The organism is Massilia sp. YIM B02769 (assembly GCF_030411995.1).
In the GTDB taxonomy this organism is placed as follows: domain Bacteria; phylum Pseudomonadota; class Gammaproteobacteria; order Burkholderiales; family Burkholderiaceae_D; genus Telluria.
In genome coordinates this window covers 181,095-207,575 of record NZ_JASNRC010000011.1, presented here as the reverse complement: position 1 = coordinate 207,575, position 26,481 = coordinate 181,095, and the positions used below count along the sequence as shown (strand labels likewise).

Annotated in this window: 18 protein-coding genes; 3 read left to right on the top strand and 15 right to left on the bottom strand. The window is 64.9% G+C overall.

Going from position 1 to position 26,481, the window contains the following annotated elements:
• Window positions 1–64 precede the first annotated feature (64 nt).
• Complete coding sequence (locus tag QPK31_RS18980) at window positions 65–2,131, top strand: TonB-dependent receptor (RefSeq protein WP_290424442.1); 2,067 nt, start codon at window positions 65–67, stop codon at window positions 2,129–2,131.
• A 73-nt stretch (window positions 2,132–2,204) separates the two neighbouring features.
• Entirely contained in the window at window positions 2,205–2,642 is a 438-nt protein-coding gene (locus QPK31_RS18975; protein ID WP_290424441.1) for a Fur family transcriptional regulator, read from the top strand.
• 109 nt (window positions 2,643–2,751) lie between these two features.
• Here the strand turns inward: QPK31_RS18975 and QPK31_RS18970 are convergent, their stop codons facing one another.
• The 12 genes from QPK31_RS18970 to QPK31_RS18915 form a co-directional block, all read right to left on the bottom strand.
• Window positions 2,752–5,067, bottom strand: coding sequence for a xanthine dehydrogenase family protein molybdopterin-binding subunit (locus QPK31_RS18970; RefSeq protein ID WP_290424440.1), 2,316 nt, complete (start codon window positions 5,065–5,067; stop codon window positions 2,752–2,754).
• On the bottom strand, window positions 5,064–6,056 hold the full coding sequence (locus QPK31_RS18965) for a xanthine dehydrogenase family protein subunit M (protein WP_290424439.1): 993 nt from the start codon (window positions 6,054–6,056) through the stop codon (window positions 5,064–5,066). The genes QPK31_RS18970 and QPK31_RS18965 overlap by 4 nt, the downstream gene beginning before the upstream one ends.
• Window positions 6,053–6,571 carry a 2Fe-2S iron-sulfur cluster-binding protein gene (locus QPK31_RS18960; RefSeq protein ID WP_308633971.1) on the bottom strand — a complete coding sequence of 173 codons (519 nt, stop codon included), beginning with the start codon at window positions 6,569–6,571 and terminating at the stop codon, window positions 6,053–6,055. The genes QPK31_RS18965 and QPK31_RS18960 overlap by 4 nt, the downstream gene beginning before the upstream one ends.
• A gap of 354 nt (window positions 6,572–6,925) precedes the next feature.
• The gene (locus QPK31_RS18955; RefSeq protein ID WP_290424437.1) at window positions 6,926–8,584 is read right to left on the bottom strand and encodes an anti-phage dCTP deaminase; all 1,659 of its coding nucleotides are present in this window, start codon (window positions 8,582–8,584) and stop codon (window positions 6,926–6,928) included.
• A 593-nt stretch (window positions 8,585–9,177) separates the two neighbouring features.
• Window positions 9,178–10,638 (bottom strand): ATP-binding protein, encoded by a 1,461-nt coding sequence (locus QPK31_RS18950; protein WP_374045825.1) that lies wholly within the window; start codon window positions 10,636–10,638, stop codon window positions 9,178–9,180.
• A gap of 28 nt (window positions 10,639–10,666) precedes the next feature.
• On the bottom strand, window positions 10,667–11,374 hold the full coding sequence (locus tag QPK31_RS18945) for a response regulator transcription factor (RefSeq protein ID WP_290424436.1): 708 nt from the start codon (window positions 11,372–11,374) through the stop codon (window positions 10,667–10,669).
• On the bottom strand, window positions 11,346–12,647 hold the full coding sequence (locus QPK31_RS18940) for an ABC transporter substrate-binding protein (protein ID WP_290424435.1): 1,302 nt from the start codon (window positions 12,645–12,647) through the stop codon (window positions 11,346–11,348). Before QPK31_RS18940 ends, QPK31_RS18945 begins: the two co-directional genes overlap by 29 nt.
• Before the next feature lie 314 nt (window positions 12,648–12,961).
• Entirely contained in the window at window positions 12,962–15,535 is a 2,574-nt protein-coding gene (locus tag QPK31_RS18935; RefSeq protein ID WP_290424434.1) for a family 20 glycosylhydrolase, read from the bottom strand.
• A 12-nt stretch (window positions 15,536–15,547) separates the two neighbouring features.
• A complete protein-coding gene (locus tag QPK31_RS18930) occupies window positions 15,548–16,792 on the bottom strand; it encodes an ABC transporter substrate-binding protein (RefSeq protein ID WP_290424433.1) in 1,245 nt (414 codons plus the stop codon).
• Window positions 16,793–16,806: 14 nt separating this feature from the next.
• The gene (locus QPK31_RS18925) at window positions 16,807–19,470 is read right to left on the bottom strand and encodes a TonB-dependent receptor (RefSeq protein ID WP_290424432.1); all 2,664 of its coding nucleotides are present in this window, start codon (window positions 19,468–19,470) and stop codon (window positions 16,807–16,809) included.
• Window positions 19,471–19,553: 83 nt separating this feature from the next.
• A complete protein-coding gene (locus tag QPK31_RS18920) occupies window positions 19,554–20,912 on the bottom strand; it encodes a sugar MFS transporter (protein ID WP_290424431.1) in 1,359 nt (452 codons plus the stop codon).
• Window positions 20,913–21,250: 338 nt separating this feature from the next.
• The gene (locus tag QPK31_RS18915) at window positions 21,251–22,255 is read right to left on the bottom strand and encodes an MBL fold metallo-hydrolase (protein ID WP_290424430.1); all 1,005 of its coding nucleotides are present in this window, start codon (window positions 22,253–22,255) and stop codon (window positions 21,251–21,253) included.
• 186 nt (window positions 22,256–22,441) lie between these two features.
• On the opposite strand from QPK31_RS18915, the gene QPK31_RS18910 reads away from it, so the two are divergent.
• The gene (locus QPK31_RS18910) at window positions 22,442–22,777 is read left to right on the top strand and encodes a hypothetical protein (protein ID WP_290424429.1); all 336 of its coding nucleotides are present in this window, start codon (window positions 22,442–22,444) and stop codon (window positions 22,775–22,777) included.
• 129 nt (window positions 22,778–22,906) lie between these two features.
• Here QPK31_RS18910 and QPK31_RS18905 read toward each other — a convergent pair whose 3' ends face one another.
• From QPK31_RS18905 to QPK31_RS18895, 3 genes are all read right to left on the bottom strand, one after another.
• The gene (locus QPK31_RS18905) at window positions 22,907–25,108 is read right to left on the bottom strand and encodes an OsmC domain/YcaO domain-containing protein (RefSeq protein WP_290424428.1); all 2,202 of its coding nucleotides are present in this window, start codon (window positions 25,106–25,108) and stop codon (window positions 22,907–22,909) included.
• A gap of 128 nt (window positions 25,109–25,236) precedes the next feature.
• A complete protein-coding gene (locus QPK31_RS18900) occupies window positions 25,237–25,641 on the bottom strand; it encodes a DoxX family protein (protein WP_290424495.1) in 405 nt (134 codons plus the stop codon).
• Between the two features lie 51 nt (window positions 25,642–25,692).
• Window positions 25,693–26,469: a class III extradiol ring-cleavage dioxygenase gene (locus QPK31_RS18895; protein WP_290424427.1), complete on the bottom strand. Its 777-nt coding sequence runs from the start codon at window positions 26,467–26,469 to the stop codon at window positions 25,693–25,695.
• Between the last annotated feature and the right edge of the window lie 12 nt (window positions 26,470–26,481).

Genomic DNA, 26,481 nt, shown 5'->3' with positions numbered 1-26,481 from the left:
GCCTGGAGTCTTCATCTTGTATCCGTCCCGCCAACCGGCGCCCCACCTTTTCCATGCGCTTCCGATGCGCGCCCTCTCCCGAGCCGCCTTCCTCACCTGCGCCCTGGCCGGCCATGCCATGGCCAGCGCCGATCCGGCCGGCGAGGATGCCCCGGTCCAGGTGGTCGAGGTCAAGGGCAGCCGCGAGGACGACAGCCGCCTCGCCCCCGGCAGCGATGCCCGTGCGTTGCCGGGTTCGGTGACGGGCGTCACGGCCGCCGACATCGCCACCATCAACGTCGGCCGCGACATCTCGAACATCTTCCGCCGCGTGCCCGGCGTGGTGGCCAACAACATCGACCAGGGCGATACCGGCAACGGCTTTCGCATGCGCGGCTTCGCCACCCAGGGCACGCACGGCGCCGACACCGCCATCTACATCGACGGCGTACCGCAGAACATCCCGTCCAGCCAGGGCGGCGCCGGCCACGGCCCGGCCTTCCTGGAATGGCTGACACCCGACATGATCGCGAACGTGGACGTGATCAAGGGCCCGGTCTCGGCCCTGTACGGCGACCAGAACCGCGCCGGCGCGGTGGTCATCGACACGCGCGCAGGCGGCGCCGCGACGCCGTCGAGCGCCGCCCTCACCCTGGAAAGCTACGGCGGCCGGCGCGCCTCGCTGACGATTTCGAACGAGTTCGGCGATGTGCGCTCGCTGCTGGTGGCCGACCGCTACCGCGTCGACGGCTTCCGCCACGGCGCCGGCAACGACCGCAGCAATCTGTTCTGGAAGCTCTCGCGCACGATCGGCGACGGTGTGTACAGCCTGCGCGCCAGCTGGTACCGCTCGGAGTACGCCGGCGCCGGCTACCTGCTGCTGCCGTCGCTCGAGACCGGGCTCGATCCGCACGCCACCCAGTTCGGCCTGCCCGGCTTCGGCGACGCCCGCCGCGCCAGCCTGGTGTTCAACCGCCGCCCCCTTGCCGGCGACGCCGGCTGGTTCGCCACCGTGTATGCCGAGGATTTCGAACGCAGCCGCGCGATCACCACCAGCACCACCCAGCACACCTACGGATATGACGACCGCGCCATCTACGGCGCCCGCGCCGGGAATACCTGGGTCTTCGGCGAAGCTGCGGTGCTCACCGCCGGGGTCGAGGCGCGCAAGGATGCCGGCGACGCCTACCGCCGCCAATATGTGCGCCTGCAGCCTTCGGCCAACTACATCAACAACCAGGACCTCGACCTGCTGACCTATGGGCTCTTCGTCCAGGGCCAGTACCGCATCCTGCCGGCGCTGAAGCTGCATGGCGGCGCGCGCTACGACCGCTTCGACTACGATCTCGTGAACCGCAAGCTGCCGGCCGCGTCGACCGATTACACCGGCTCGGCGGTCACGCCGAAGCTCGGCGCCACCTGGCAGGCGCGGGACGGGTTCGAGGTGTTCGCCAACGTGGCCGAGGGCTTCCGTTCGCCGGCCGCAGAGCAGATCAGCTCCAGCGGGAGCCTCGGGCCGCTTGGTGCGCCGGGTGGCCGCATCAATGCCGCCATCGATCCGAGCAAGGTGCGCTCGCACGACCTCGGATTCAATCTGCGCCCTGCTGCCGGCCTGGCCTTCTCCGGCGCCGTCTATTACATCCAGAACGATGACGAGATCATCAACACGGCGCCCGACGTGTTCGTTGCGTCGGGCCAGACCACGCGCAAGGGCGTCGAGTTCGATGCGCGCTGGCAGGCGACCCGCGCGCTCGGCGCTTACCTCAGCTATGGCCGCATCCTGCGCGCCCAGCTCGACAACCCGGCGCCGGGCACGGGCGCGCGGCTCTCGGTGCCGGAACATACCTGGAAGGCGGGTGCGCAATACCGCAGCGCCGTCGGCCCCGGCACGCTCACGCTGAATGGCGACGTGTACGTCACCCGCGGCAATCCCTACTACATGGGCACGCCCCTGCGCCGGCGAGACATGCCGACCTACGTGCGCCACGACCTGAAGGCGACCTACGATCTCGGCAAGTTCCAGGGTGCGCTGTGGGCCACGCTGCAGCCGCACGCGTTTGCCAGCGACATTGCCTACGGCACCGCGGCCGGGCTGCTGGTGTCGACCGTGCCGCAACGCCAGGCGGGGGCATCGCTGCGCTACTTCTTCTGACCTGCCGCCCGGGCTGCCGCCTGCCGGAACGTCAGCGCCCGCCATGCTAGAATCCGCGTGAAGAGGAACGGGCATGCGAACGACAACGGAACAGCGGGCGGAAGAACTGATCAGGGCAACGGGTGCGCGACTGACCCGTCCGCGCACCCGGGTCTTGTCCTTCCTGCTCGACCAGGACCAGCCCCTGACGCATCACGAGATCCTTTCCCGGCTTGCGGGCGACGCGCTCGACGCCGTCACCCTGTACCGCGTACTCGACTGGCTCACCGCCAACGGCATGGCGCACCGCATCGCCGGCGCCGACCAGGTCTGGCGCTTCGGCAGCGGCAGCGGCGCGGGCGCCGGAAAGGGAGACCACGACCACGCCCACTTCCAGTGCACCAGCTGCGATGCGGTCACCTGCTTCAACGACACCCCGCTGCCGCGCCGCGTCAAGATGCCGGAAGGGTTCACCAGCGAGGAAGTCGATCTGCTGATCCGGGGAACCTGTCCGCGCTGTAGCGGCAAGTAAGCCCGGCAAATAAGCGCGGCAGTGCCCCTGGCACTCCTCCATCGACGCCTCGTTAAGGCGCCACGACAACACGGCGGCGCCCGGATGCGTCAGCGCTGCCCCATCCCGTTCACTCCACCAGCTTGTCCAGCGTGACCGGCAACTCGCGCACCCGCCTGCCGCAGGCGTTGTAGATCGCGTTCACGACCGCCGCACTGGTTCCCGTGATGCCAATCTCGCCGATGCCGCGCGCCCCCATCGGCGCGTGCGGGTCAGCGATGTCGGTCCAGATCACCTCGATCTCGGGCACGTCCAGGTGCACCGGCACGTGGTACTCGGCCAGGCTCGGGTTCATGATGCGGCCGTTGCGCTCGTCGAACCCGGTTTCCTCCATCAGCGCCATGCCCATCCCCATGATCATCCCGCCGCGGAACTGGCTGCTGGCCGTCTTCGGGTTGACCACGCGCCCGCAATCGTAGGCGCCGAGCAGGCGGGTCACGCGTGTCTCGCCCGTGACCGCGTTCACGCGGGCCTCGCAGAAGATGGCGCCGTAGGAGTGCATCGACCAGTGCATGTACTCGAGCGGCGGCGGCGCTTCGCCCTCGGCGCTCAGCTCTTCCCGGCCGGCGCGTTCGAGCAGCGCGGCGTAGGTCTCGAAGCACTGCGGTTCGTCGCGCTTGCACAGGCCGCCGTCGCGGGCGGCCAGGTCGTCGGGCGCCAGGCCGTGCAGCGCGGATTCCTTCGGCGCGAGTTCGAGCAGCTTCGCTACCAGTGCGCGCTGGGCCGCAATCACCGCGTGCCCTACCGAGGCAGTCTGCTGCGAGCCGCCGGCCAGGATCATGCCCGGCAGCGTCGAGTCGCCATACGCCACTGTCACCTGCTCCAGCGCCAGTCCGAGGCGTTCGGCAGCGACCATCGCATGCGTGGTCGATGTGCCCATGCCCATCTCGTGGGCGGCGAATGCGATGTGCGCGCTGCCATCGCGGCGCAAGGTGATGCGCGCCGCGCCGCCCGGCATGCGGTGGTAGGGATAGGTAGCGGCGGCGCAGCCCAGGCCGACCAGCCATTCGCCTTCCTGGCGCATGCCCGGCCTGGCCTGGCGCGCATCCCAGCCGAAGCGTTCGGCGCCCATGCGCCAGGCAGCCACCAGGTGGCGCGACGAGAACGGCCTGCCTTCGAGCGGATCTTTCTCCGGCTCGTTGCGGATGCGCAGCTCGACCGGATCGATGTCCAGCCGCTCGGCCAGTTCGTCGACCGCGCATTCGAGGGCGAAGGTGCCGACCGCCTCGCCGGGCGCGCGCATGAAGGTATTCGCCAGCATGTCCATGCGCACCGCTTCCACGTCGAGCTTGAAGCTCTGGGCGCCGTACATGCATTGCGTCGCCAGGATGAAGGGTTCCGGGAATTCGTTATTCGGCGACATGACCGTGGTCCCGGTGTGGACGATGGCCTCGAACTTGCCGTCGGCGCCCGCGCCGATGGCGACCCGCTGCTCGGTCGGCGCGCGTCCGCCGACGACGCGGTAAACCCCGGCGCGCGACAGGGTCAGGCGCACCGGCCGCCCCGCCAGTTTCGACGCGGCCGCCGCCAGCACCTGGTGCCGCCACAGGGTCTTGCCGCCGAAGCCGCCGCCAACGAAGGGCGAACTGACGCGCACCTGCTCTTCCTTCAGGCCGAACACCTGGGCCAGCGACCAGGCGGTGTGGGCAACGGCCTGGGTGGCGTCGTGCAGGCGCAGGGTATCGCCTTCCCAGGCCACCGTTACCGCATGCAGCTCGATCGCATTGTGGCTGTGGCGCGGCGTGCGGTACACGGCGTCGACCTTGTGCGCGGCGCGCGCCAGCCGGTCTTCGGCATCGCCTACTTCCTTCTTGAGCGGCTCGCCCATGAAGGCGCCCGGCTCGCTGCCGCGCGCCTTCGCCGCCTCCAGCGAGGTGACCGCCGGCTCGGCCTCGTACTCCGCCCTCACCAGCGTGCAGGCATGGTCGGCCTGCTCCTGGGTCGCGGCCAGCACCAGCGCCACCGGCTGGCCGTTGTAGCCAACGCGCTCGTCCTGCATGACCGCCGATTTTTCGCCCGCCGCCGCCTTTTGCGCGCTCATGAACAGCGGCATCGGCGCCATCGTCGGCGCGTTCTCGTGCGTCATCACCAGCGCGACGCCGGGCGCCGCCTTGGCCGCGGCCGTGTCGATGGCGGCGATGCGGCCCTTCGGCAGCGTGCTATAGACCAAGGCAGCGTACAGCATGCCGTCCAGCGCGAACTCGGCGGCAAAGCGCGCCTGGCCCGCGACCTTGTGCGGGCCGTCGATGCGCGACACCGGCATGCCGATGTAGCCGTCGCGGCTGTCGCCCAGGGGATCGGGACGCCCGCCGGGCATCCACTTGTCGGGCGCGAGCGCGATCGCCTTTTTCATGACCTGCTGCGCTTTTTCCTTGACGATGTTCATGGCTGCTTCTCCTTCGCGCTCAAGCCTTGCAGGACAGCGACCATCGTGCGCTGCGCCAGGCCGATCTTGAAACCGTTGGCGCTTTGCGGGCGGGCGTCGGCCAGCTCCAGTGCCGCGGCGGCGCGGAAGCTGTCGGCGTTCGCCGGCTGCCCCTTCAGTGCGCCTTCCGCCTTCCAGGCGCGCCAGGGCTTATGCGCCACGCCGCCCAGCGCCAGGCGCACATCGCGCACGACGCCATCCTGCAGGTCGATGGCGGCGGCCACCGACACCAGCGCGAACGCATAGCTGGAGCGATCGCGCACCTTGCGGTAGGCGGAGCGGGTGGCGAACGGCAGCGCCGGCAGTTCGATGGCGGTGATCAGTTCGCCCGGCGCCAGCTCGGTCTCGCGTTCCGGGTGGTCTTCCGGCAGCCGGTGCAGTTCGGTCAGCGGCAGGGAGCGGGTGCCCTGTGCGCCCTGCAGGTGCACGATGGCGCCGAGCGCGGCCAGCGCCACGCACATGTCGGACGGGTGGGTGGCGATGCAGGCGTTCGACGCGCCCAGCACCGCATGCATGCGGTTGAAGCCGCCAATCGCATCGCAGCCCTGCCCCGGCTCGCGCTTGTTGCAGCGTGAACCTTCGTTGTCGTAGAAATAGGCGCAGCGGGTGCGCTGCAGGAGGTTGCCGCCGACCGTGGCCATGTTGCGGATCTGGGCCGAGGCGCCAGCGACGATTGCACGGCTGAGCAGAGGGAAGCGCTCGCGCACCGCGCGGTGTTCGGCCACGGCGGTGTTCCTTGCCGCCGCGCCGATCAGGATGCTGCCGTCCGGGCGCGCCTCGATCGCAGCTGAGAGTCCGGTGACGTCGACCAGCGCCGCCGGCCGCTCCACGGTTTCGCGCATCAGGTCGACCAGGTTGGTGCCGCCGCCGAGGTATTTAGCATCGGCCAGCGCGGCGCGCCGGATGGCGTCGCCTGCATCCTGGGCGCGGGCATAGGTAAACGGTGTCATGGCGCCTCCTGTCCGGCCGCGGCCAGCTGCTCGTTGATCGCGGCGATGATGCCGTTATGGGCGCCGCAGCGGCACAGATTGCCACTCATGCGCTCGCGGACTTCGTCATGGCTAGGGGCGATCGTGGGCGTGGACAGGTCAGCGGTGACGTGACTCGGTACGCCGCGGCCCAACTCGGCTGCCATGCCGATGGCCGAACAGATCTGGCCCGGCGTGCAATAGCCGCACTGGAAACCATCGTATTCGATGAAAGCTTGCTGGAGCGGGTGCAATTGCCCGTCGGTGCCCAGGCCTTCGATCGAGGTGATCGCGCGGCCCTCGTATTGCACGGCCAGCGCCAGGCAGGACAGGATGCGCTCGCCATCGGCAAGCACGGTGCAGGCGCCGCAAGCGCCCTGGTTGCATCCGACCTTGGTGCCGCTCAGCTGCAGGTGTTTGCGCAGGAAGTTCAGCAGGGACACCCGCGTATCTTGCGGCAAGGGGTGATCAGAACCGTTGATGCTGATCGTGGGCATGGCGGACATCCTTTCAACATTAAGGTGAGACAGCGTGGTCGAACGGAGCACTAAAGCCGTTCGACATCTGTCGCTCTCGAAATACTGCACTTATTTTTGTTAAAGCAGCGCCTGCCAGCGTATCGACATCAGAATTTTATAATAATTATAATTTTCCTCTTATGACCTCAAATATTCTAACCAGGTTTTTTGCTCACCTAGATTTTCATTTCTTTTCAGAAATTTTTTAAAGTAGAGACTAATGAAAAGTCCGCTTCAATTCGGCCCCTCTCCCGTATTTCACGTTCGTCGCCAACCATTTTTAATTGAATAGCGTTTCTTTTTTAAGCAGGGAAACCAAATCTCCGTGTTTCGCTAACGATTCTCTCTCTCCCAAACATCAATCGCCGCTGCCTCAACATCAAGGTACGAACATGGTAATAATGGGGTTCGAATCACGGCGTCTACTCTTGACCAGCTAAGCGTCGTTCCCTGACTCCCTTTTCGCTTTAGCTTTGAGCCGGAACCCAAATTCATAGAAAATAAATCGAGGAATCGACGTGGTCCGACGCCTACGAACGGTTCGAACACAACTAGAGACTCATCAACTTTTCCATCGAGATGGGTTTTCAAATGGATGGACTCCGAATGAAATTCAAGCGCCTTGCTCTTCGGATAGGGCTCTACATACACTACTCGTTTTATGCCGGCCGCAATAATATGCTTTGCACAGTTGTGACAAGGGAAGGTTGTGCAGTATAAGATTGCATCTGCTGTAGGAATCCCAGCCCTCGTGCATGACAACAACGCCTCCATCTCTGCGTGAACTACCCGTCCAAATTCTGTTAAGTCGGAGATTTTGCTCTTCCGTAAAATTTCTTTAAACCTTTCTTCTTGTTCGATCGAGACTAATTGCCCTTTGAGTGCTGAGGAAGTAATTTCATCAATAATCTCTATCTGAGCACGTTTATTAGAGTCTTCTTCGCGGGTATAGTCTTTCCCTCCGGGTTGATCTGTTACTTCACCGGTTTCAGGGTCGACTTCTGCCCAATACAGTCCTCCGCCGGACTGTGGCACATCATTTGCCCCGGTTGCAATAATTTGCCTGTTTTTAGAAATTACGGCACCGACTTGACGCGATAGGTCACTTGATCTAACTGCGCTATTGAATGCCATAAACATTCCAAACTCATCAAAGGTTGGATTCTTATATGGGTCGGAAAATATAAGATCAAGAAACCGTTGAATGGTCTTTTCCACATGATCTTCATTGCGTCCTAAACTTAAGAACAGGTCGGAAAGATGATATGTATCGCGAGTTTTCTGACCGTAATCAAAATTTTCGTTTTCGTCTATTCTTATCAAGTCGCCAGCTTCTGCTTGGCTGCACCCCTTGTCTTCAGTCAAGTATCTATGACGTCGCTTTTCGTCCGCGTGCAACCCAAATAAGTAAAAACCGTCACCATAAACTTTCCTTAGAAAGGCCACTTCATCCGGGTGCTTAAGAGAATTAACGATGAATGCACGTTTCTCGACTGCCTTAGATAAATCACGCTTGCTAGATATAGATTTAGCAACTCCTGCCGCAAGGATAGCGTTATTACTTGATTTTTGACGTAAGGCGTCGCCCGCCTCCATGTAATGGCGAATGCGTTTGTATTCCCCGCCACCCGACGGGCATTCCGGTAAAATCTTCGAGACCCGAATTTCTTCGGCAACATAACCAAATATCCCCAATCTATCAACTAACAGATCAACGACTCTCTTAGATTTCGTTCCAACTGCACTAACGATCCCGATAACAATTTCACTGTTCCGCAAGCCGTTTAGAAGGTATTGAATTGGCAAAGAATGCTCTTGCCCAATATGAATGTCAGCACTTTCGATAGCTGGCTCTACCATTAATGCAGAATGCGGTAGCTCACTTGAGAATTCTTTTGGATAAAGTAAACTTAAAGCTTCTCTTTCCAGTTTCTCTCTGGCTTCGGGCTTACCTTGAAACTGCAAACTCCCTGTCGATTGAAACCAGTTCAAGACGCCCCCGCTCCGTCTTAATACTTTCTTCCCGGCTTGAGACTCGTCCCACTCCGTGCCGATAGGGGATAATGTTACGCGAAGCTCTTCAAAGGTTTTCGTAAATTTCCGACTCACAATACCCCCGACTTAAAATATTTATTGTTCTCTGAGCACTGAATTGGCCACCGTTGACACGAAGATGAATGAACGTCGTAGCGCAATGGTTGGATGCGCTACGCCAAGTCAACGCATACAAACAGTATGTAAGATGGTTATAAATTTTGCAACTAGAAGTTGCATTTTATGCGGGTAGCATGGCTTGTTGTGGCTCAGCGTGCCGATGCTAAAACTTTTACCTGATCTTCAGTAACTGAGCCTTAAACCCTGCCGGCACGCATCGAAGCAGCTAGCTACAACGATGCCAATCAGCTGGAGAAAAAAGCGGTTAAACCTACGCTTGTAGATTGGCGCGATGGTGTGGTCAGATGCTTGGCTCGACGTTGAGACAAAGCACGCGAATTAGTAGAGTGGCGATTCGCGGTAATTATTCAATCGGAGGAGAAGTAGCGCGATATGCAGCCTACAAGAAACTTAAATTATTCTGTGCGCTTTTAGTGAGGGCGTTTAACCTCGTGTATGGGCAGGCGCGCCGACGCCACCAGCCCGCCCTCGGGATGATTCGCCAGCTCTAGCCTCCCGCCATGCGCCTCGATCACGCTGCGCGCAATCCCCAGTCCCAGCCCGAGGCCGCCGTCGTTCTGCTCGCGCCCATGCGCCAGCCGCACATAAGGATCGAACAGGCTGGCGAAGGCATCCTCCGGCACGCCCGGCCCATGGTCGCGCAGGCGGATGACGACCTCGCCTGGCTCCTGGCTGACCGAGATCTCGGCACGGGCGCCGTAGAACAGCGCATTGTCGAGCAGGTTGCCGAGCGCCCGCTTCAGCGCCAGCGGCTTGGCGCGCACCGTTACGCCGGACGGTTCGAACGCCACCGTGTGCCCGGCCAGCTGGGCGCTGCGCACCATGCGCCCCAGCAGCGCGTCGAGCTTGATCTCGGTCGGGTTCTCGTGGATGTCGCTGTCCTTCACGCATTGCAGCGCGCCCTTCACCATCATGTCGAGTTCGTCCAGGTCTTCCTCGAACTCGTTGCGCAGGGCCTCGTCGTCGAGCAGTTCGGCGCGCAGCTTCAGGCGCGTGATCGGGGTGCGCAAATCGTGCGAGATCGAGATGAACAGGCGGTCGCGGTCCTCGATGTAGCGGGCGATCCGCTCGCGCATGGCGCTGAAGGCGCGCGCCGTGTTGATGAACTCGCGGCTGCCGGTTTCCGGCAAGGGCTGCACCTCCTCGTCATGCCCCTGCCCCAGCTTCGCGGCCGCTTCCGACAGTGCCGCCAGCGGGCGCGTGATCGAGCGCACCACCAGTAAACACAGCAAGAGCACCACCGCCAGCGACAAGGCCTGCGGCATCAGCCGGTCCCAGGCAAAAGGATCGCTGCTGTCCAAAAAATAGGGGTTCGGCATCAGCGCCGCCATGTACAGCCAGTTGCCCGGCTCGATCTCGGTCTGGATCACGAGGATCGGCGCCGGGTCGGGTTTCAAGAGCAGCACGTGCTGGACCCAGGTGTTCGGCAAGTCTTCCAGGCGCACGTCGTGTTCGGCCACCACCAGCCGGTCGGGGCGACCGAAGGCCAGCCGGAAGCCCGGCGAATTCGGCAAGTCCTTCCGCAGCGCCGTGCCGATGGTGTCGATCACGCTTTGCGCCAGCGGATGCGGCGCGATCTGCTCGATCGGCACGTAGGCGTGGTTCAGGTTCACGAAGAAGCGCGTGCCGCCCATCTCGCGCAGCTGCTGGATGATCAGCAACCGGTAGGCGGGCGGCAGGCTGCGGAAGAAGCGGATCGCGCCGGCCGCGCTGTGCGCCATGTACTGCGCCGCCGACTCCGCCTCGACCTGCGACTTGGCGCGCAGCTGGCTGGCCCAGATGGCGCTGGCCGCAAGCTGGGTCACCAGCACGCCGGCCACCATCACCAGGGTCAGGCGTCCCAGCAGCGAGGCCGGCCAAAGGCGTGCCAACCGCGGCGACAGCCTGGCGCCCGCGCGCCTAAACACTGGTCACGCTGACGTCGGCCGAGAACACGTAGCCGGCGCCGCGCACGGTCTTGATCAGCGCCGGCTGCTTGCCGTCGTCGTTCAGGCGCAGGCGCAGGCGGCTGATCTGAACGTCGAGCGAGCGGTCCAGCGGCCCGGCGTCGCGGCCGCGCGTCTCCTCGCACAGCAAACTGCGGTCCAGCACCTGGGCCGGATGCTCGATGAAGTATTTCAGCAGCTGGAAGTCGAGGCCGGTCAGCGCCAGCTGCCTGCCTTCGCTGTCGGTGACGGTGCGCTCCAGCGCGTCGAGCGTGAAGCCGACGAAGCGGTAGTAGCGCGCCGCCGGCGTTTCAGGGGCGGCGCGGCGCAGGATCGCCTTGATGCGGGCCAGCAGCTCGCGCGGGCTGTAGGGCTTGGCGATGTAGTCGTCGGCGCCGAGCTCCAGGCCGACAATGCGGTCGGTTTCGTCCGAGCTGGCGGTGAGCATGATGATCGGTACGTTCGAGCGCTGGCGTACCTTCTTGCACAGCACGAAGCCGTCGGTATCGGGCAGCATCACGTCGAGGATCACCAGCGACAGCGTGTCGGCGTGGGCCTGCAGCTCGGCCAGGAAGCTCTCGCCGTTGTGCGACAGGATCACCTCGTACTGGTTCTTTTCCAGGTAGGTCTTCAGAAGGTCGCGCGTCTTCCGGTCATCGTCCACGATCAGTATTTTGCGCACCGGGTGCTCCCTGGCTGGTGAGGTTGAATAGTCGGAACAGGGCGGCCAGGCGGCGCTGGGCCACGGCCACCGGCGCCCGGTCGTCGATGAAGTAACGGTGGACCTCGGCGATGATGGCGTCGCGGCTGGCTTCGTCCACGGCCATGCGGTGCACCATGCTCGGCGCCTGCACGGCGGCGCCCTTGCCGAACAGGGTCCAGGAGGCGCGCGCGCAGCTGTCCATCCGCGCCGGGTCGGCATCGCGCCGCACCGGCACCCCGCCCTTCAGCACATTGAAATCGGCCTGGGTCGACGGCGCCAGCAGCAGGCGCGCCATCTTTTCCTGGGCCTGCACGTGGCTGTAGTCGCCGGCGAACATCGACAGCGTGTCGACGCTGTACAGGTGGTACTGGCTGCTGCCCGGCGCGCCGGCACAGCCGTAGTCGCCGCCCTGCGTCATCCCGTGTTCGTTCAGTTCGGCCTTGGCCCAGTCGCCCATGATCATCATGCCGGCCTCGCCGCGCGCGAAGCGGCGCACCACCTCGGTCCACGGCCGTTCGGCCGGCGCGCCCCTGGCCCAGCCTTTTACGGTGCGCAGGCGCTGCAGCGCGCGCGCCGTGCGCGGGTCGGCGGCGGCTTGCGGGCTGCGGCGCACGAAGAGCTCGCGGTAGAACGCTGGACCGCTCTCGGCCAGCACCAGGTTCTCGAACAGCGTCGCCACCTGCCAGGGCTCGCTGCTTTGCGCCAGCGGTTGCACCCCAAGCGCCAGCAGGCGCTGCGCGGCGGCCTCGAATTCGTTCCAGGTGCCTGGGGGCGCCAGCTTCAGGCGCGCGAACAGCGCGCGGTTGTAGAACAGCGTATTCACGCGGTGGATGCCGAGCGGCGCGGCCAGCGTGTGCTTGCGGTATTCGATCAGGTTGCGGACGGTCGGGAACAGGAAGCTGTTCCAGTTGTCGGCGGCGGCGGCGTTGTCGAGTTCGAGCAGCAGGCCCATCTCGCCCCATTCGGCCACCGAGACGCCGATGATCTGCGTGACCTCGGGCGCGTCGCCCGCCAGCACCCTGCCCTTCAAGACCTTGCCGGCGCCGATGCCGGCGCCGCCGGGAATCGCGGCGTCCTGCCACTGCACGCCTTCGGCGGCCAGGCGCGCAGCCAGCACATTGGCCGCCTTGCGCTCGCTGGGCGAGGTCCACCAGTGCAGCACTTGCAGGCTGGATGCCGGCGCCGGGGCCGGCGCGGCGGGCTGCTGGGCCGCACCCGCCATGCCGTGCAGGGCGCAAGCCGCGAGGATCAAGGCGCGCCCCGCTGCGCCCCAGGTTCGGGACCATGCCGCATCACCACCAGACCGAGCTGCCTTTCCCATCGACGCTATCACACGCTATCCCGCTGAAAACGCTGATTATAGCTCTGCCGTGGCCTACCCTGGCTGCATTCATTGTTATTCCGGTCAGGGTGTATCTGGCTGAATCGGCCCATCAGGTAGGGTGGACGGCTGCGCCGTCCACGCGGTGATCGCTTGCGGCTCCGCTTTCGTGCCGAATGATCTTGCTGCAAACCATCACCGCGTGGACGGGGAACCCGTCCACCCTACGTGACCGGCCATGCCGGCTAGCGCCGCTCGATGCGCGACACCAGCCCGGCGCGGCCATTGCGGTCGAAGGCCGCCACCTGGATCACGCCGCGTTCCGTGATCGGACCGTCGACGAGGCGGCTGGCGGCGGTCGGCGCGCTGCCGTCGGTCGTGTAGCGCAGCGTCATGCCGGGCAGGACGTGGTTGACCAGCACCTTGTCGCCTTCGACCAGCAGCCCGGGCGGCGCGATGCGGTAGGCCACGCCGGCCTTGTCGAGGTCGAGGCGCGGCAGCACGCGCTGGCCGAGCGCATTCACGAAGCCGGACCAGGCCGTGCGGTGCAGCGCGGCGGCCTTGGCGGCATCCGCTTCAAGGGCCCAGGCCGGGTCGGCGGCCCAGGCGCGTTCGGCCACGGCCAGCAGGCGCGGCATCACCAGGTAGTCGATGCCGGCCGGGTCGCGCAGGGTCTCGGTGAACAGCGTCGCTTCCAGTCCGCGCACACGCCGCTTGCCGTAGTCGGTCAGACCGTCCTTGCCGATGCGGGCGGCGTCGCCGGCGTTCTTCAGGTAGTCGAAGGGGATGAAATCGTAGGTGTCCTGCAGTTCGATGTAGGCGCCCCAGTTCATGCCCGGCTCCTCCGGGTTGGCGTTATAGGCCATGTCCATGTACATCTTGGTCACCGGCGCCAGCACGATGTCGTAGCCGGCGTTCGCCAGGCGATAAGCCAGGTCCTCGGCGCCTTCGGTGTTGTTCCAGACCCAGGCCGTGAAGCCGTTGCGGGTAAAGCGCGGGTTCGGGATCAGCTTGTTGCGGCCGTGCAGCTGGGTCTTGCGCGCCGCCAGCTCTTCCCAGCCCGAAGTGTACAGGCCGTGGGCGCGCAGCATGCCGTCGACGCGCTCGTAGAAGTAATCCCACAGGTCGGCCGTGGACTCCAGGTTCAGGCGGGCCATGGTGGCGCGTGCGAGCGGCGACTGTTCCCACGCGCCGTTCGGCAGCTCGTCGCCGCCCATGTGGATGGTCCGCAGCGGGACGCCGGCTTCGCGGTGCAGGGCCACGACCTCGTTCACCACGTGCTGGACAAACGTGAAGCTCGACTCCAGGCCGGGATTCAGCACATGGTCGTTGTACAGCTGCGGCGATTTATAGACCGATTTGTCGTCGAAGTCGTTCAGCAGGTACTTGGCCGCGTCCGGGTCGCCGGCCGCTTTCAGGCGGTGGTAGCGCGCTTCCATCGCCTGCACGGCGGCGCGGGCGTGGCCCGGCATCTCGATCTCGGGAATGACCTCGATGTGGCGCGCGGCGGCGTAGCGCAGGATGTCGATGTAGTCGGCGCGAGTGTAATAGCCGCTGCCGTGCGGGTCCGCCGGGTCGGGGCCGGAGCCATAGGCCGGCTGCAGGCGCACGCCGGGTTTCGCGCTGTGGCCGCGCACGGCGCCGATGCTCGTCAGCTCGGGCAGCCCGGCGATCTCGAGGCGCCAGCCCTCGTCTTCGGTCAGGTGGAAGTGGAATTTGTTCAGCTTGTAGCGCGCCATCAGGTCGAGCCACTTGAACACGGTTTCCTTCGTATGGAAGTTGCGGCCGACGTCGAGCTGGAAGCCGCGGTAGGGAAAGCGCGGGGCGTCGACGATGCGCACCTCGGGCAAGGCCAGCGTGGCCGCACCCGGCAGCGGCAGCAAGTCGCGCAGGGTTTGCAGGCCATAGGCCACGCCCGCCGGGCTGTTGCCGACGATGGCGATGCCGCTGTCCTTGCCGCTGCCTTGCACCGTCAGGCTGTAGGCTTCCGGCGAGCTTTGGCCCTCGACCTTGCCGACCGAAAGGCGCAGCGCCGGGCCGCCCGCCGCCAGCTGCGCCGGGAACAGCGAGCGCGCCAGCGCTGCCTCGCCCGCCAGGCTTGCGGCGGCCATCACAGTCGGCATCTTCGCAAGGCGCAGCATGCCCTTGCCCTTCTCCAGATGCAGCGGCGTCGGCAGCACCAGCGGCACGCTGGCCGCAGGCAGGCGGTCGGCGTGGGTATTGTTGCGGTAGGTGTCGGCCGCGGTGATGGTCGGGTGGCCGGGGACCGGTCCCTTGTCCAGCTGTTCCTGGCGCGTGACCGGCAGCAGCGCGTAGTCGCTGATCGCCACCGCGGTATCGGGAGCGGCGTCGTATACCAGATAAGGGCCGAGCGGCGCCCGCGCCATCTTGATGATCGCCTGCGGGTGGGTGTAATCGACGTTCACGGTCTGGCCCGGCGCCAGGCCGGGGAAGCCGGGATCGGGACGCATGCGGTACAAGTTGCCGGCCACCTGCTCCAGCCTGACTTTACTCGGCAGGCTGCCGGTGACGACGCCGTCCATGCTGTTGAAGTACAGCGTCCAGCCCGACGCCGGCAGGGGCTGGCTGTCGCGGTTGGTCAGGATCATGCGCGCCTGGGCGCGGCCTTCCCGAAACGCGGGCGTGTATTCGTTGCGCACCAGTTCCCAGCGCATCTGCAGTCTGGCGCCGTTGGCGACGCCGCCTGGCGCGGCCACGGTCTGCGTGGCCTGCGGCGCAGCCTGCGCGCCAACTGCCAGCGGCGCCGCCAATACCAGCGATGCCAGTGCGCATGCGCGCATGATTCCTGTTCTTTTCACGCGTATCTCCATTTATTGTTGCGACCGTTTGTACCACCGGTCGAAATCGCTTTGCAAGCGCGTTGCGGCTTCCTGCGGCGCCAGGCTGCCTTCCAGCACCCGCGCATTCACGTTCCACAGCACGCTTTCCATGCTCGGCTGGCCGCGGTGCAGCACCTGGGCGTTCAGGCGGATCGTCGAGGCGCAGCTGCGGCGCCACTCGGCCATCTGCTTGGCCACCGGGTCGCGCAGCGCGATCAGATGGTTCGACAGGGTAAAGAAACCGGTCAGGCGGTTGCTGTAGATGTCGGCGAACTCCTGGGAGCCGACCCAGGCCAAAAAGGTCAACGCATCCTTCTTGTTGCGCGACTTGCGGTTGATGCCGATGCCCAGGTCCATGTGGTCCGAGATGTAGCAGGCGTCGCCGCGCCGGCGCAGCGGCGGCGCAAAGACGCCCAGCTCCAGGCCCGGTGCGCGGCCGAAGTAGGCGATGTCCCAGGAACCGGCCGGATAGATCGCGGCCCGTCCTTCGGCGAACATGGCGCGGCTCTGGGCATAGGTTTGCGCGGGGGCGCCCTTGCCGAGGTAGCCGCCCATGCGCGCGCCGAAGGCCAGGGCTTCGACGAAAGGCGGGTCGGTGAGCCTGGCGCGCCCTTCGATCAAGGCCTGTTGGCCGACCTCGCCGCGCCAGAAATTCGGCCCGATATTCGTGAACACCAGCTGGCTCGCTTCCCACTGCTCGGCCGTGCCCAGCGCCAGCGGCGCCACGCCGTTCCGACGCAGCGCATCGAGCACGCCGAAGAATTCGTCCACCGTCTTCGGCGCCTGCAGGTCCAGCCTGCGGAAGATCGCCTTGTTGTACATGAAGCCGTGGATCACCGAGGCCACCGGCATGCAGAAGGATTCCTTGCCGCCCGCCGTCTGCCAGGCCACGCGCGCGCCCGGCTCGAAGTACTGCATGCCGGGCTTGCCGTCCAGGCGTTCGAGATGGCCCTCGGTGTACAGCGCGAGCGAAGCGTCGAAGGGCCGGCAGGCGACCAGGTCGCCCGCACTGCCCTCCTGCAAACGCGCGCGCAGGCGGGCGTCGTACTCGGTAGGCGCGGTCGGTGCGAACTTCACCTCGATGCCGGGATGGCTGCGCTGGAAGGCGGGAATGATCACCCCCTCCCAGAGCGCCTTGTCGTCCACGCGCCAGCTTTCGATGACGAGCGTGCCGGCGCCGGCGGGCCGGAAGGCCGCCAGCGCCAGCATGGCCAGCAAGAGCGCGCGTCGCAGCATGCCGGCGAACCCGCTTACCAGTCCGCCATCAGGCGCAGGCCGAACATGCGCGGCTCGTTGTACTGGCCGATCACGTAACCCGGGTCGACGATGCGCGCATTGTTCTTGGCGAAGACGTCGCTCAGGTTGTTCACGTACAGCTCCGCGCGCCATGCGCCGTCCGGTGCGCTCAGGCGCAGCGAGGCGTCGTAGGTGGCATAGGCCTTCTGCATGTTGCCGACAATCGGGTTGTCCAGGTTCTGGATGCTGAAGTACATCTTGTCCTGCCAGCGTGCCGACAGGCGCGGGGTCAGCTGGTAGCCGCCGGCCACCTCGAAGCGCTGCGAGGCCTCGATGCGCGCCGAGTTGCGCGGCGCGTTCGGCAGGTCATTGCCGACCACGTTGGCCGGGAAGCGTCCCACCAGTGCCGGGTTCGGGCCGGTGTAGCGCACGCAGGGTTCGACGCCATAGGTCTCGCGGAATGGGCCGCACGGCACGTCGCGCCAGGTTTGCGTGTAGTCGGGATACGAGGTGACCTTGGCGCGCAGGTGCGAGTACTGCATGTTGATCTCGGTGCCGGCCCACGGGCGGTATTTGCCTTCCAGTTCCAGGCCCGAGATCTTGGCGCGCGCCGCATTCGTGGTGCCGTACAACACGGCCGAATCGCAGGACGGGTTCGCGGCGGTACACGGGATCGCCGGGATGATCTTGCCCATCTCGACCGCGCCGGTCATCTGCATGTCCTTGTAGCGGCTGTGGAAGGCGGTGGCCGAGAACGACAGGCGGTTGTCGAGCAGGCGGCCCTTGTAGCCGATCTCGAAGTTGGTCAGGGTTTCCGGCTTCCACGGCAGGAAGGTGTAGTGCGGGCCTGGCGTACGGTCGGCGCAGTTGCCGCCCAGGCCGCGTGCGCAGATGTTCTGCTTGTCGCTGAAGCCGCCCGCCTTGTAGCCGGTGGAGAGCGAGGTGAACACGAAGTCGTTCGGCGTCAGCTGGTAGCTCAGGCCGAGGCGCCAGGTGAACTTGTTCCAGGCGTCGCGGTTGTTGCTGACGTCGGGGATGATCGACGGGTCCATGCCGGCCACGCCATAGTAGGCGCCCATGCCCGGTTTCAGGTCCGAGCTGTTGAAGAAGCGGCCCGGCACCGGCGTGTACTGGCCCTGGAAGTAGGAATATGGATCACTGGACGTGCCCGAATCGTAGAACAGGCCGTTCTTGTCTTCACGGACGTCGCGCGTCATGCGCCCGCCCACGGTCAGGTTCCACTTCGGCGCAAAGGCCCAGTCCAGCTGGCTGAACACGGCCATCGAATCTGCCTGGCGGTCGGTCTGGCTGTACAGGTTGTAGTACGGGACGCCCGGCGCGTTCACCATCGCCGAGATCGAATCTTCGCCGAACTCGATGGCGTTCTTCTCGTGCATCCAGAACAGGCCGGTCACATAGCGCAGGCTGCCCTGCTCGCCGCGCAGCTGGAGTTCCTGCACCGTGGTCTTGAACTTCGAGGAATTGGTGAAGCCGGCCGAATCGTTGACGAAGCCGCCGTAGATGTTGATGTCGGCGGCCAGCGGCTGGTAGCCCGAGTCGCCGTCGCGGATCTGGCGCCGCTTCTGCACCGAGTGCGAGACGTTGTATTCGACGGTGGCCGCATCCGACAGATTCCAGGTCAGGCGGTTGCGGAAGGTGTCGATGGTCCAGTCGAGTTCACCCGGCACGTTGATCTTCACGTCCCACTGGCCACCCGGACAGGCGTAGGCGGTGCCGGCCGCCATCCTGCAGTCCTTCAGCGCGATGTCGCCGGCGCCGCGGTTGGTGTAGCGCTCGTAGGCGCCCAGCCATTCGAGCTTGTCGGTGGCGCGCCAGCGGCCCTGCAGGCGGGCCGCCCACTCGTTCTTGTTCATGTACGACTCGCTCGGGCCGACCTTGCGGTTGTGGCGCTGGTCGACGTCGGGGATGATGTTGCCGGCGGCGTCGCGTGCCGGCGTCACGCCGAACTCGGGGAAGTTCGCGGCGTAGAAATCCTGTTCCTGGTTCAGGTAGCTATCGCGCTTGACCGCCATCACGGTGGCGCGCATGGCGAAGTTGTCGCTGACCGGGATGTTCTGCACCGCCGTCACCTGGCGCAGGTTGTACTTGCCGAAGGTGAGGCTGGCGTTGCCATTGCTTTGATCGAACTGCGGCTTGTTCGGGATGATGTTGATGCTGCCGCCGGTGGCATTCCGGCCGAACAGGGTGCCTTGCGGGCCGCGCAGCACTTCCACCTGTTCCAGGTCGAACAGCAGCGCCAGCGCCGACTGCGGACGCGGCGTGTAGATGCCGTCGACGTTCAGGCTGACGGCCGGGTTACCGATCTCGGTGAAGTCGTTGCTGCTGACGCCGCGGATCGAGATCTTGACGCCCGAGCTGCCGTCGGTGGCGCTGCCCAGCTGCAGGTTCGGGACTTCGCCGCTCAGGCCGCGCACGTCGGTGATGCCCTTGCGGGTCAGCTCGTCCTGGGTCACGGCGGTGACCGAGACCGGGGTGCGCAGCAATGAGGTCGAATGGCGGGTGGCGGTGACGCGCACTTCGGGAATGACGTTGCTGTTTTCCTGCGGCGCCGCGCTTGCCGCGGCCTGTTCCTGCGCCAGGGCCAGGGCCGGCATGGCGACACAGGCGCTGGCCACGGCCATGCTGATGAGCGTTTGTTTTGTGTTCAATAGAGACATCCGGGTGCTCCTGAATGAATGAAATCGATGGCCGCAGCGGGGCTGGGGTCTGTTCAACTCTGTTACGGGAAAAACGGTGCGGTTCAGGTCGCTGTGCGGCCCCAGCTGCGCAGCTTGTGGCCGACAGCGGCGTACCAGAAGATCAGCGCATAGCAGGGCAAGAGCATCCAGTAGGCGCCGCGCGAGCTGCCGAGGTCGGCGAAGTGGCCGTACACCACCGGCAGGATCGCGCCGCCGGAGATCGCCATGATCAGCAGGGCCGAACCGCTCGCGGTGTAGCGGCCCAAGCCCTGCAGGGCCAGCGGCCAGATCGCCGGCCAGACCATGGCATTCGCCAGGCCGAGCAAGGCCAGGAACATGACGGTGTTCGGCACCGCCGGCACGCCGGCCCAGCCGACCAGCACCTGCGATACGCCGGTGTCCGTTGGCGAGCCGGTCGCCACGCCGATCGTCAGCAGCAGCCCGGCCACGGCCGACAGCAGCAAGGCCCCCTGCTGCGACAGGTAGCGCGGCGTCGCCACCGCGCCGATCAGGTAGCCGATCACCATGCACATCATGGTGTAGGAGGTCAGCACGCCGAAGTGCTCGACGTTCAGCTCATGGCCGTACAGGCCGATGGTGTCGCCGGCGATGACTTCCACGCCCACATACGCGAACAGCGCCAGCGTGCCGAGCACCAGCTGAGGGAACTGCAGCACGCTCCTGCGCTCGACGCCGGCAGTCGCCGTGGCCGGCTCCGGCGGCAAATCGCGCAGCTTCGAGAAGTGGATGAACACCATGATCACGAACAGCGCCAGCGCCATGCAGGCATACGGGAAGACCAGGCGCTGCGACAGCGTGGCGCGGGCGGCGTCGCGCGCGGCCGGCTGCAAGGCTTCGAGCGCGGTATGCGAATAGCTGTCGATATCGGCCAGCATCAGCGAGGTGAAGACCAGCGGCACCACGACGCCCGCGCCCTTGTTGAACAGGCCCATGATACTGATGCGCATGGCGGCGCTTTCGTGCGAACCGAGGCGCACGATGTAGGGATTGATCGCGGTCTGCATCAGCGTCATGCCGGAAGCCAGCGTGAACAGCGCGAGCAGGAAGAACTCGTAGCGCGCGCTTTGCGCGGCCGGGATGAACAGCAAGGCGCCGATGCCCATGATGCCCAGGCCCAGGGTCATGCCCTTCTTGTAGCCGGTGCGGGTGAGCAGCGCGGCCGACGGCAGCGCCATCACGGTGTAGGCGATGTAGAAGGCAAAGGTGACCCACAGTGCCTGGAAGTTGTTCAGGCTGCAGACGATCTTCAGGAAGGGCACCAGGGAACCGTTCAGCCAGGTGACGAAGCCGAGGATGAAGAACAGCAGGCCGACGAACAGCATGCCGACCACGACTTCGCGCCTGGAGTTGCCTGTACCGTTGCCTGCGCCGTTGCCGGCGTGGTCGACGCTCATTTCCATGGCGCGGCCTGTGTCGTCGGCTGTGCAGCGGCCGGGGAGCGGCTGGTGGACTGGTGCATGAATGTCTCCGTGTTATGAATAATTCATGCTAACAGCCGTGTTGCTACATGGCCAGAAGCCGGCCCTTACATCATAAGCATATGATTTTATTGATATTGTGCTCGGCAGTTGACGCCGCCGCTAACATAACTTTACAAAGCACGGCCGTTTCGCCGAACAACTTGGCGATCGGGCAGTGCCTTTGCTTGCAAAACTTTACAAAACAACGCGCAACATTACGAAAATGTTACCCATAAACGACAAGCCGGAGCGGATGCGTTCATTCCGGCTATCTGGTACTACAGGTCGATCGACATCAGGTCATGCCCGACCAGGATGTTTCCCTTGTAGTGTTTGCGTACGCCTTCCGCCCACATCTCGTCGGTAATCGAGGGGTCGTCGCCCGGCACGAAATGGCTGAGCACCAGATTCTTCACGCCCGCCGCGGCGGCAATCCGGCCGACGTCGTCCGTCATGGTGTGCGAGGCGATGAAATGCTCCAATGCGCGTTTCGCATTCGGCAGGCGTTTAGCCAGGGCCTCCACGCCCGGCGCATACTGGACCTCGTGCACCAGGTAATCCGCGCCTTTCGCGAATTCGGCCAGCTTCGGGTTATACGCGGTATCGCCCGAGAAAACGACGGTCTTGCCGTCGAATTCGAATTTCAGGCCATAGCTGTCGTGGAAAGGCGGATGCAGCGAACGCATGGCGCTGACCTTGACCCGACCGTTGTCGAATACGCTGTCCAGCTTGCGGATGTCGTGTGGCCGGATCAGGCGGCGCAGGTCGGGCTTGCCTTCATCATGGGTGCGCGTGTCGATATCGATCCCGTTCAAGGCCAGGAAGTCGCGCGTCATCTTCTCGATTCCCGGAGGACCGTAGGTGTCGACAGGATGGTTCAGGCCCGCCGCCCATCCCGCGTACAGGAGATTGCCATACTCCAGTTGGTGGTCGGAATGGTGGTGGGTGATGAACACGTAGCGCAGCTGCGGCAGCGGGACGCCGGCCTTGACGAGCTGCATCGACACGCCATAGCCGCAATCGATCACATAAGGCACGCCGCCGATCACGAGCAGGTTCGCCGGATTCATCCTGCTCAGGTTGGCCAGGTTGCTACCCGTGCCGCCGACCCGCGGTCCGCCCTTGGTGCCGAGCAGTACCAGCCGATCCGGCCCGATGGTGCCAGTCGGTGCCGATGCGGACGCCGATGCCCGTCCCGCCTCCTGGGCGAAGCCGAGCAGCGGCGCCGCCGCCATGGCCGAGGCCAGTCCGCCGCCCAGTGCGAGAAACTTCCGTCGCTTCAAAAATTCTTTTTCTTGCTCAGAATGGCGCATGTTCTTGTCTCCTTTTAGAATTTGTCATCTCGACATGGCGTGACGGATGGCCGCACACCCTGCTTTCGTCCGATGAGCCTAGTCCTGAGCAAAAAGAATGGGAATAGATAAAATGTGCCAACTCTTGCACTATTTTCGTTTTTATAAAGGGAAGCCATGTCGCGGATCCTGCTCTACATTGTCCTCGGCTGCGCGCCGGCGTGGGGGCATGCCCATGCCGACTGGGACTATTCGGTGTCGGCCCAGTTGGCAATGTACGATGCGATCGAACAGCGTTGCGGCGCGGTCAATCGCGCCACAATCCGGAAAAAATTCGCGGACATGATGTGGCGCTTGACGCCGGAAGAACGGTCCGAGATGAAAACCGCGCGGCAGTCGGCCGAATACCGCGACGTGCTGGCCCTGACCAGGGAAGAAATCGCGCGGACGATTGCCGGGGCTGGCAAGGATGGCGAAGCCAGGGTTTGCCAAGACTTGGTGCAAGGCATCTAGCAAACGCGCATTCCAGCGCGCACGCTGGATGGCGCACAACCCGGTCAGCGCCGGCGTGTCGCAAGTCTTCCCTGAAGGAAGACTTGTCCACGTCGTCGATCGCGCCGTTCCGGATTGCGCGGTTCCGCCTTAACGCAGCTTTGCCGCGTCGGCCCGCGCCTTGTGCAGCTTGCGGTAGCTGTCGAGCAGGCGGTGGTGGCGGTCGAGTCCTTCGAGGCCCATGCTCGTTGGCGTGAGGCCGAAGAAGCGGACATTGCCGTCCACCGAACCCAGCGCCGCATCCATGCGCGCGTCGCCGTACATGCGGCGGAAGTTGAGCACGTAGTCGTCCAGTTCCAGCTCGTCGTCGAGCACCACTTCCAGCACCACGTTGAGCGCCTGGTAGAACAGGCGGCGTTCGACCGTGTTGTCGTTGTACTGCAGGAACGCCCCGACCAGTTCGTGGGCCTGGTCGAACTGCTTCAGCGCCAGGTTGATCAGGAGGCGCAGTTCGAGCACGGTCAACTGGCCCCAATCCGTGTTCTCGTCGAACTCGATGCCGATCAGGCTGGCGATGTCGCCGTATTCGTCCAGTTCATTGGTCTCCAGGCGTTCCAGCAAGTCGGCCAGTTGCTCGTCGTCGAGGCGGTGCAGGTTCAGGATGTCTTCGCGGAACAGCAGCGCCTTGTTGGTGTTGTCCCAGACCAGGTCTTCGACCGGATAGACTTCCGAGTAACCCGGCACCAGGATGCGGCAGGCCACCGCGCCCAACTGGTCGTAGACGGCCGTGTAGACTTCCTTGCCCATCTCCTGCAGGATGCCGAGCAGGGTCGCCGCTTCCTGCGCATTCGAGTCTTCGCCGTGGCCGGAGAAATCCCACTCGACGAAATCGTAGTCGGACCTGGCGCTGAAGAAGCGCCACGACACCACGCCGCTGGAGTCGATGAAGTGCTCGACGAAGTTATAGGGTTCGGTGACGGCTTCGCTGGCGAAGGTCGGCTGCGGCAAGTCGTTCAGGCCTTCGAAGCTGCGGCCCTGCAGCAGTTCGGTCAGGCTGCGTTCCAGCGCCACTTCCAGGCTCGGATGCGCGCCGAAGGAAGCGAACACGCCGCCGGTCTTCGGGTTCATCAGCGTCACGCACATCACCGGATATTTGCCGCCGAGCGAGGCGTCCTTCACCAGCACCGGGAAGCCCTGCTCTTCCAGGCCCTTGATGCCGGCCACGATGCCGGGGTACTTCGCCAGCACCTCTTGCGGGACGTCGGGCAAGGCGAATTCGCCTTCCAGGATCTCGCGTTTCACCGCGCGCTCGAAGATCTCGGACAGGCACTGCACCTGGGCTTCGGCCAGGGTGTTACCGGCGCTCATGCCGTTGCTGGCGTAGAGGTTTTCGATCAGGCTGACCGGGAAGTACACGGTCTCGCCGTCCGAGTAGCGGGTGTAGGGCAGCGCGACGATGCCGCGTTCGGCGTTGCCGGAATTGGTGTCGACCAGGTGGGTGCCGCGCAGTTCGCCCTCGGGGTCGTAGATCTCCAGGCTGTATTCGTCGAGGATCTCCTTCGGCAGCGCGTCGCGGCGGCCGGCCTTGAACCAGCGCTCGTTCGGGTAGTGCACGAAGTCGGCGTTGGCGATCTCCTGGCCCCAGTAGGAACCGGCATAGAAGTGGTTGTTGCTGAGGCGTTCGATGTACTCGCCCAGGGCCGAGGCCAGCGCGCTTTCCTTGGTCGCGCCCTTGCCGTTGGTGAAGCACATCGGCGAGTGGGCGTCGCGGATGTGCAGCGACCAGACGTTCGGCACGATGTTGCGCCAGGACGCGATCTCGATCTTGATGCCCCAGGACGCCAGCTTGGCCGACATGTTGGCGATGGTCTGCTCCAGCGGCAGGTCCTTGCCGGGGATGTAGGTCTGCGTTGCCGCGTCGGGCTGCAGGGTCAGCAGCGCCTGGGCGTCGGCGTCGAGGTTCTCGACTTCCTCGATCACGAATTCCGGCCCCTGCTGCACGACCTTCTTCACCGTGCAGCGGTCGATCGAGCGCAGGATGCCCTGGCGGTCTTTATCCGAGATGTCGGCCGGGAGCTCGACCTGGATCTTGAAGATCTGGGCGTAGCGGTTTTCCGGGTCGACGATGTTGTTCTGCGAGAGGCGGATGTTTTCGGTCGGGATGTTGCGGGTATCGCAGTACAGCTTCACGAAATAGGCCGCGCACAGGGCCGACGAGGCCAGGAAGTAGTCGAAGGGACCGGGGGCCGAGCCGTCGCCCTTGTAGCGGATGGGCTGGTCGGCGATGACGGTGAAGTCGTCGAACTTGGCTTCCAGGCGCAGCTTGTCGAGGAAGTTGACTTTGATTTCCATGGGAGGGTTCCAGATTCTTGCGCTAAATGAGTGGGCGCCATTATCCGTCCTTTCGCGCCCGGCCGCTAGGCACAACGAAAAAAGCCCTGTAAAAACAGGGCTCTATCATGTCGCTGGCAGGTGCTGCTTCAGTTGAAGCGGCCGTTGATGCCGCCCAGGCTGTAGCGCCCCGCACCCAGCAGGGCCACGGCCAGCGCACCGCCCAGGTACATGCCCTGCAGTTCGAGCGCCCAGCCGCCGGTGTCGCTCAGGGTGAAGAACTGGCCCGTGTGCACCAGCAGCAGCGCGACGACCATGTTGATGGCCACGACCAGGGCGGCCGGACGCGTGTACAGGCCGACGAGGATCAACAGCGGCGCCACGACCTCGCCGACGTACACGCCGTAGCCGAGGAAGGCTGGCAAACCGAGCCCCTGCAGCATGCCGGTGATGAAGCCGATGCCGCCGCTCAGCTTCGAGACGCCGTGGAACAGCAGCAGGATGGCGAGGACGGCGCGCAGCAGCAGCTTGCCCGCGTCGTCGGTGGATCGGATGGTGGTCGTGGTGTGCATGATGGCTCCTTGTGGTTGTTGTCGTTGCTTCCGTTATTCGAAGGCGTAGGCATCCATCGCCAGCACGCCGTGTTCGAAACTCGCATGGATCTGTCTGGCCGGCCCGCCTGCGCCCATGGCCACGAACAGCGGCAGCAGGTGTTCGTCGGTCGGATGGTTCTCTGCCGCATACGGCGCGGCCTGGCGGTAGTCGAGCAGCGCCGCCGCGTCGTTCGCTTCGAGCCGCGCTTTCATCCAGGCCTCGAACGCGCCGACCCAATCCGGCACCGGCGCGTCGATGCCCTGCCCGCGGTATTCATACAAATTATGCGTCAGCGAGCCCGAGGCGAGGATCAGCACGCCCTGCTCGCGCAGCGGGGCCAGGGCGCGGCCGATCGCCGCGTGCCGGGCCGGGCTTGCGCCGCGCACCACCGACAGCTGGGCGACGGGGATGTCGGCGTCCGGGTACATCAGGCGCAGCGGCACCCAGGCGCCGTGGTCGAGGCCACGGTCTGCGCTGCGGCCGATCGGAATGCCGGCCGCTTCGAGCAGCGCGGCGGCGCGTTCGGCGGTATCGGGCGCGCCCGGCGCCGGATAGCGCATTTCGAACAGCGCGCGCGGAAAGCCGCCGAAGTCGTGGATGGTCTCCGGCTGGCGCGCCAGGCTCACCGCCGGGCCGCCAGCGGTTTCCCAGTGGGCGGACACGACGAGGATGGCCTGCGGCCGGGGCAGCGACCGGCCCAGGCTTTCGAGGAAGCGGCGCGCAGGACTGTCCTGCAGCGCCAGCATGGGCGAGCCATGCGATACGAATACAGCGGGAAGCGACACCATGATCGAACTCTC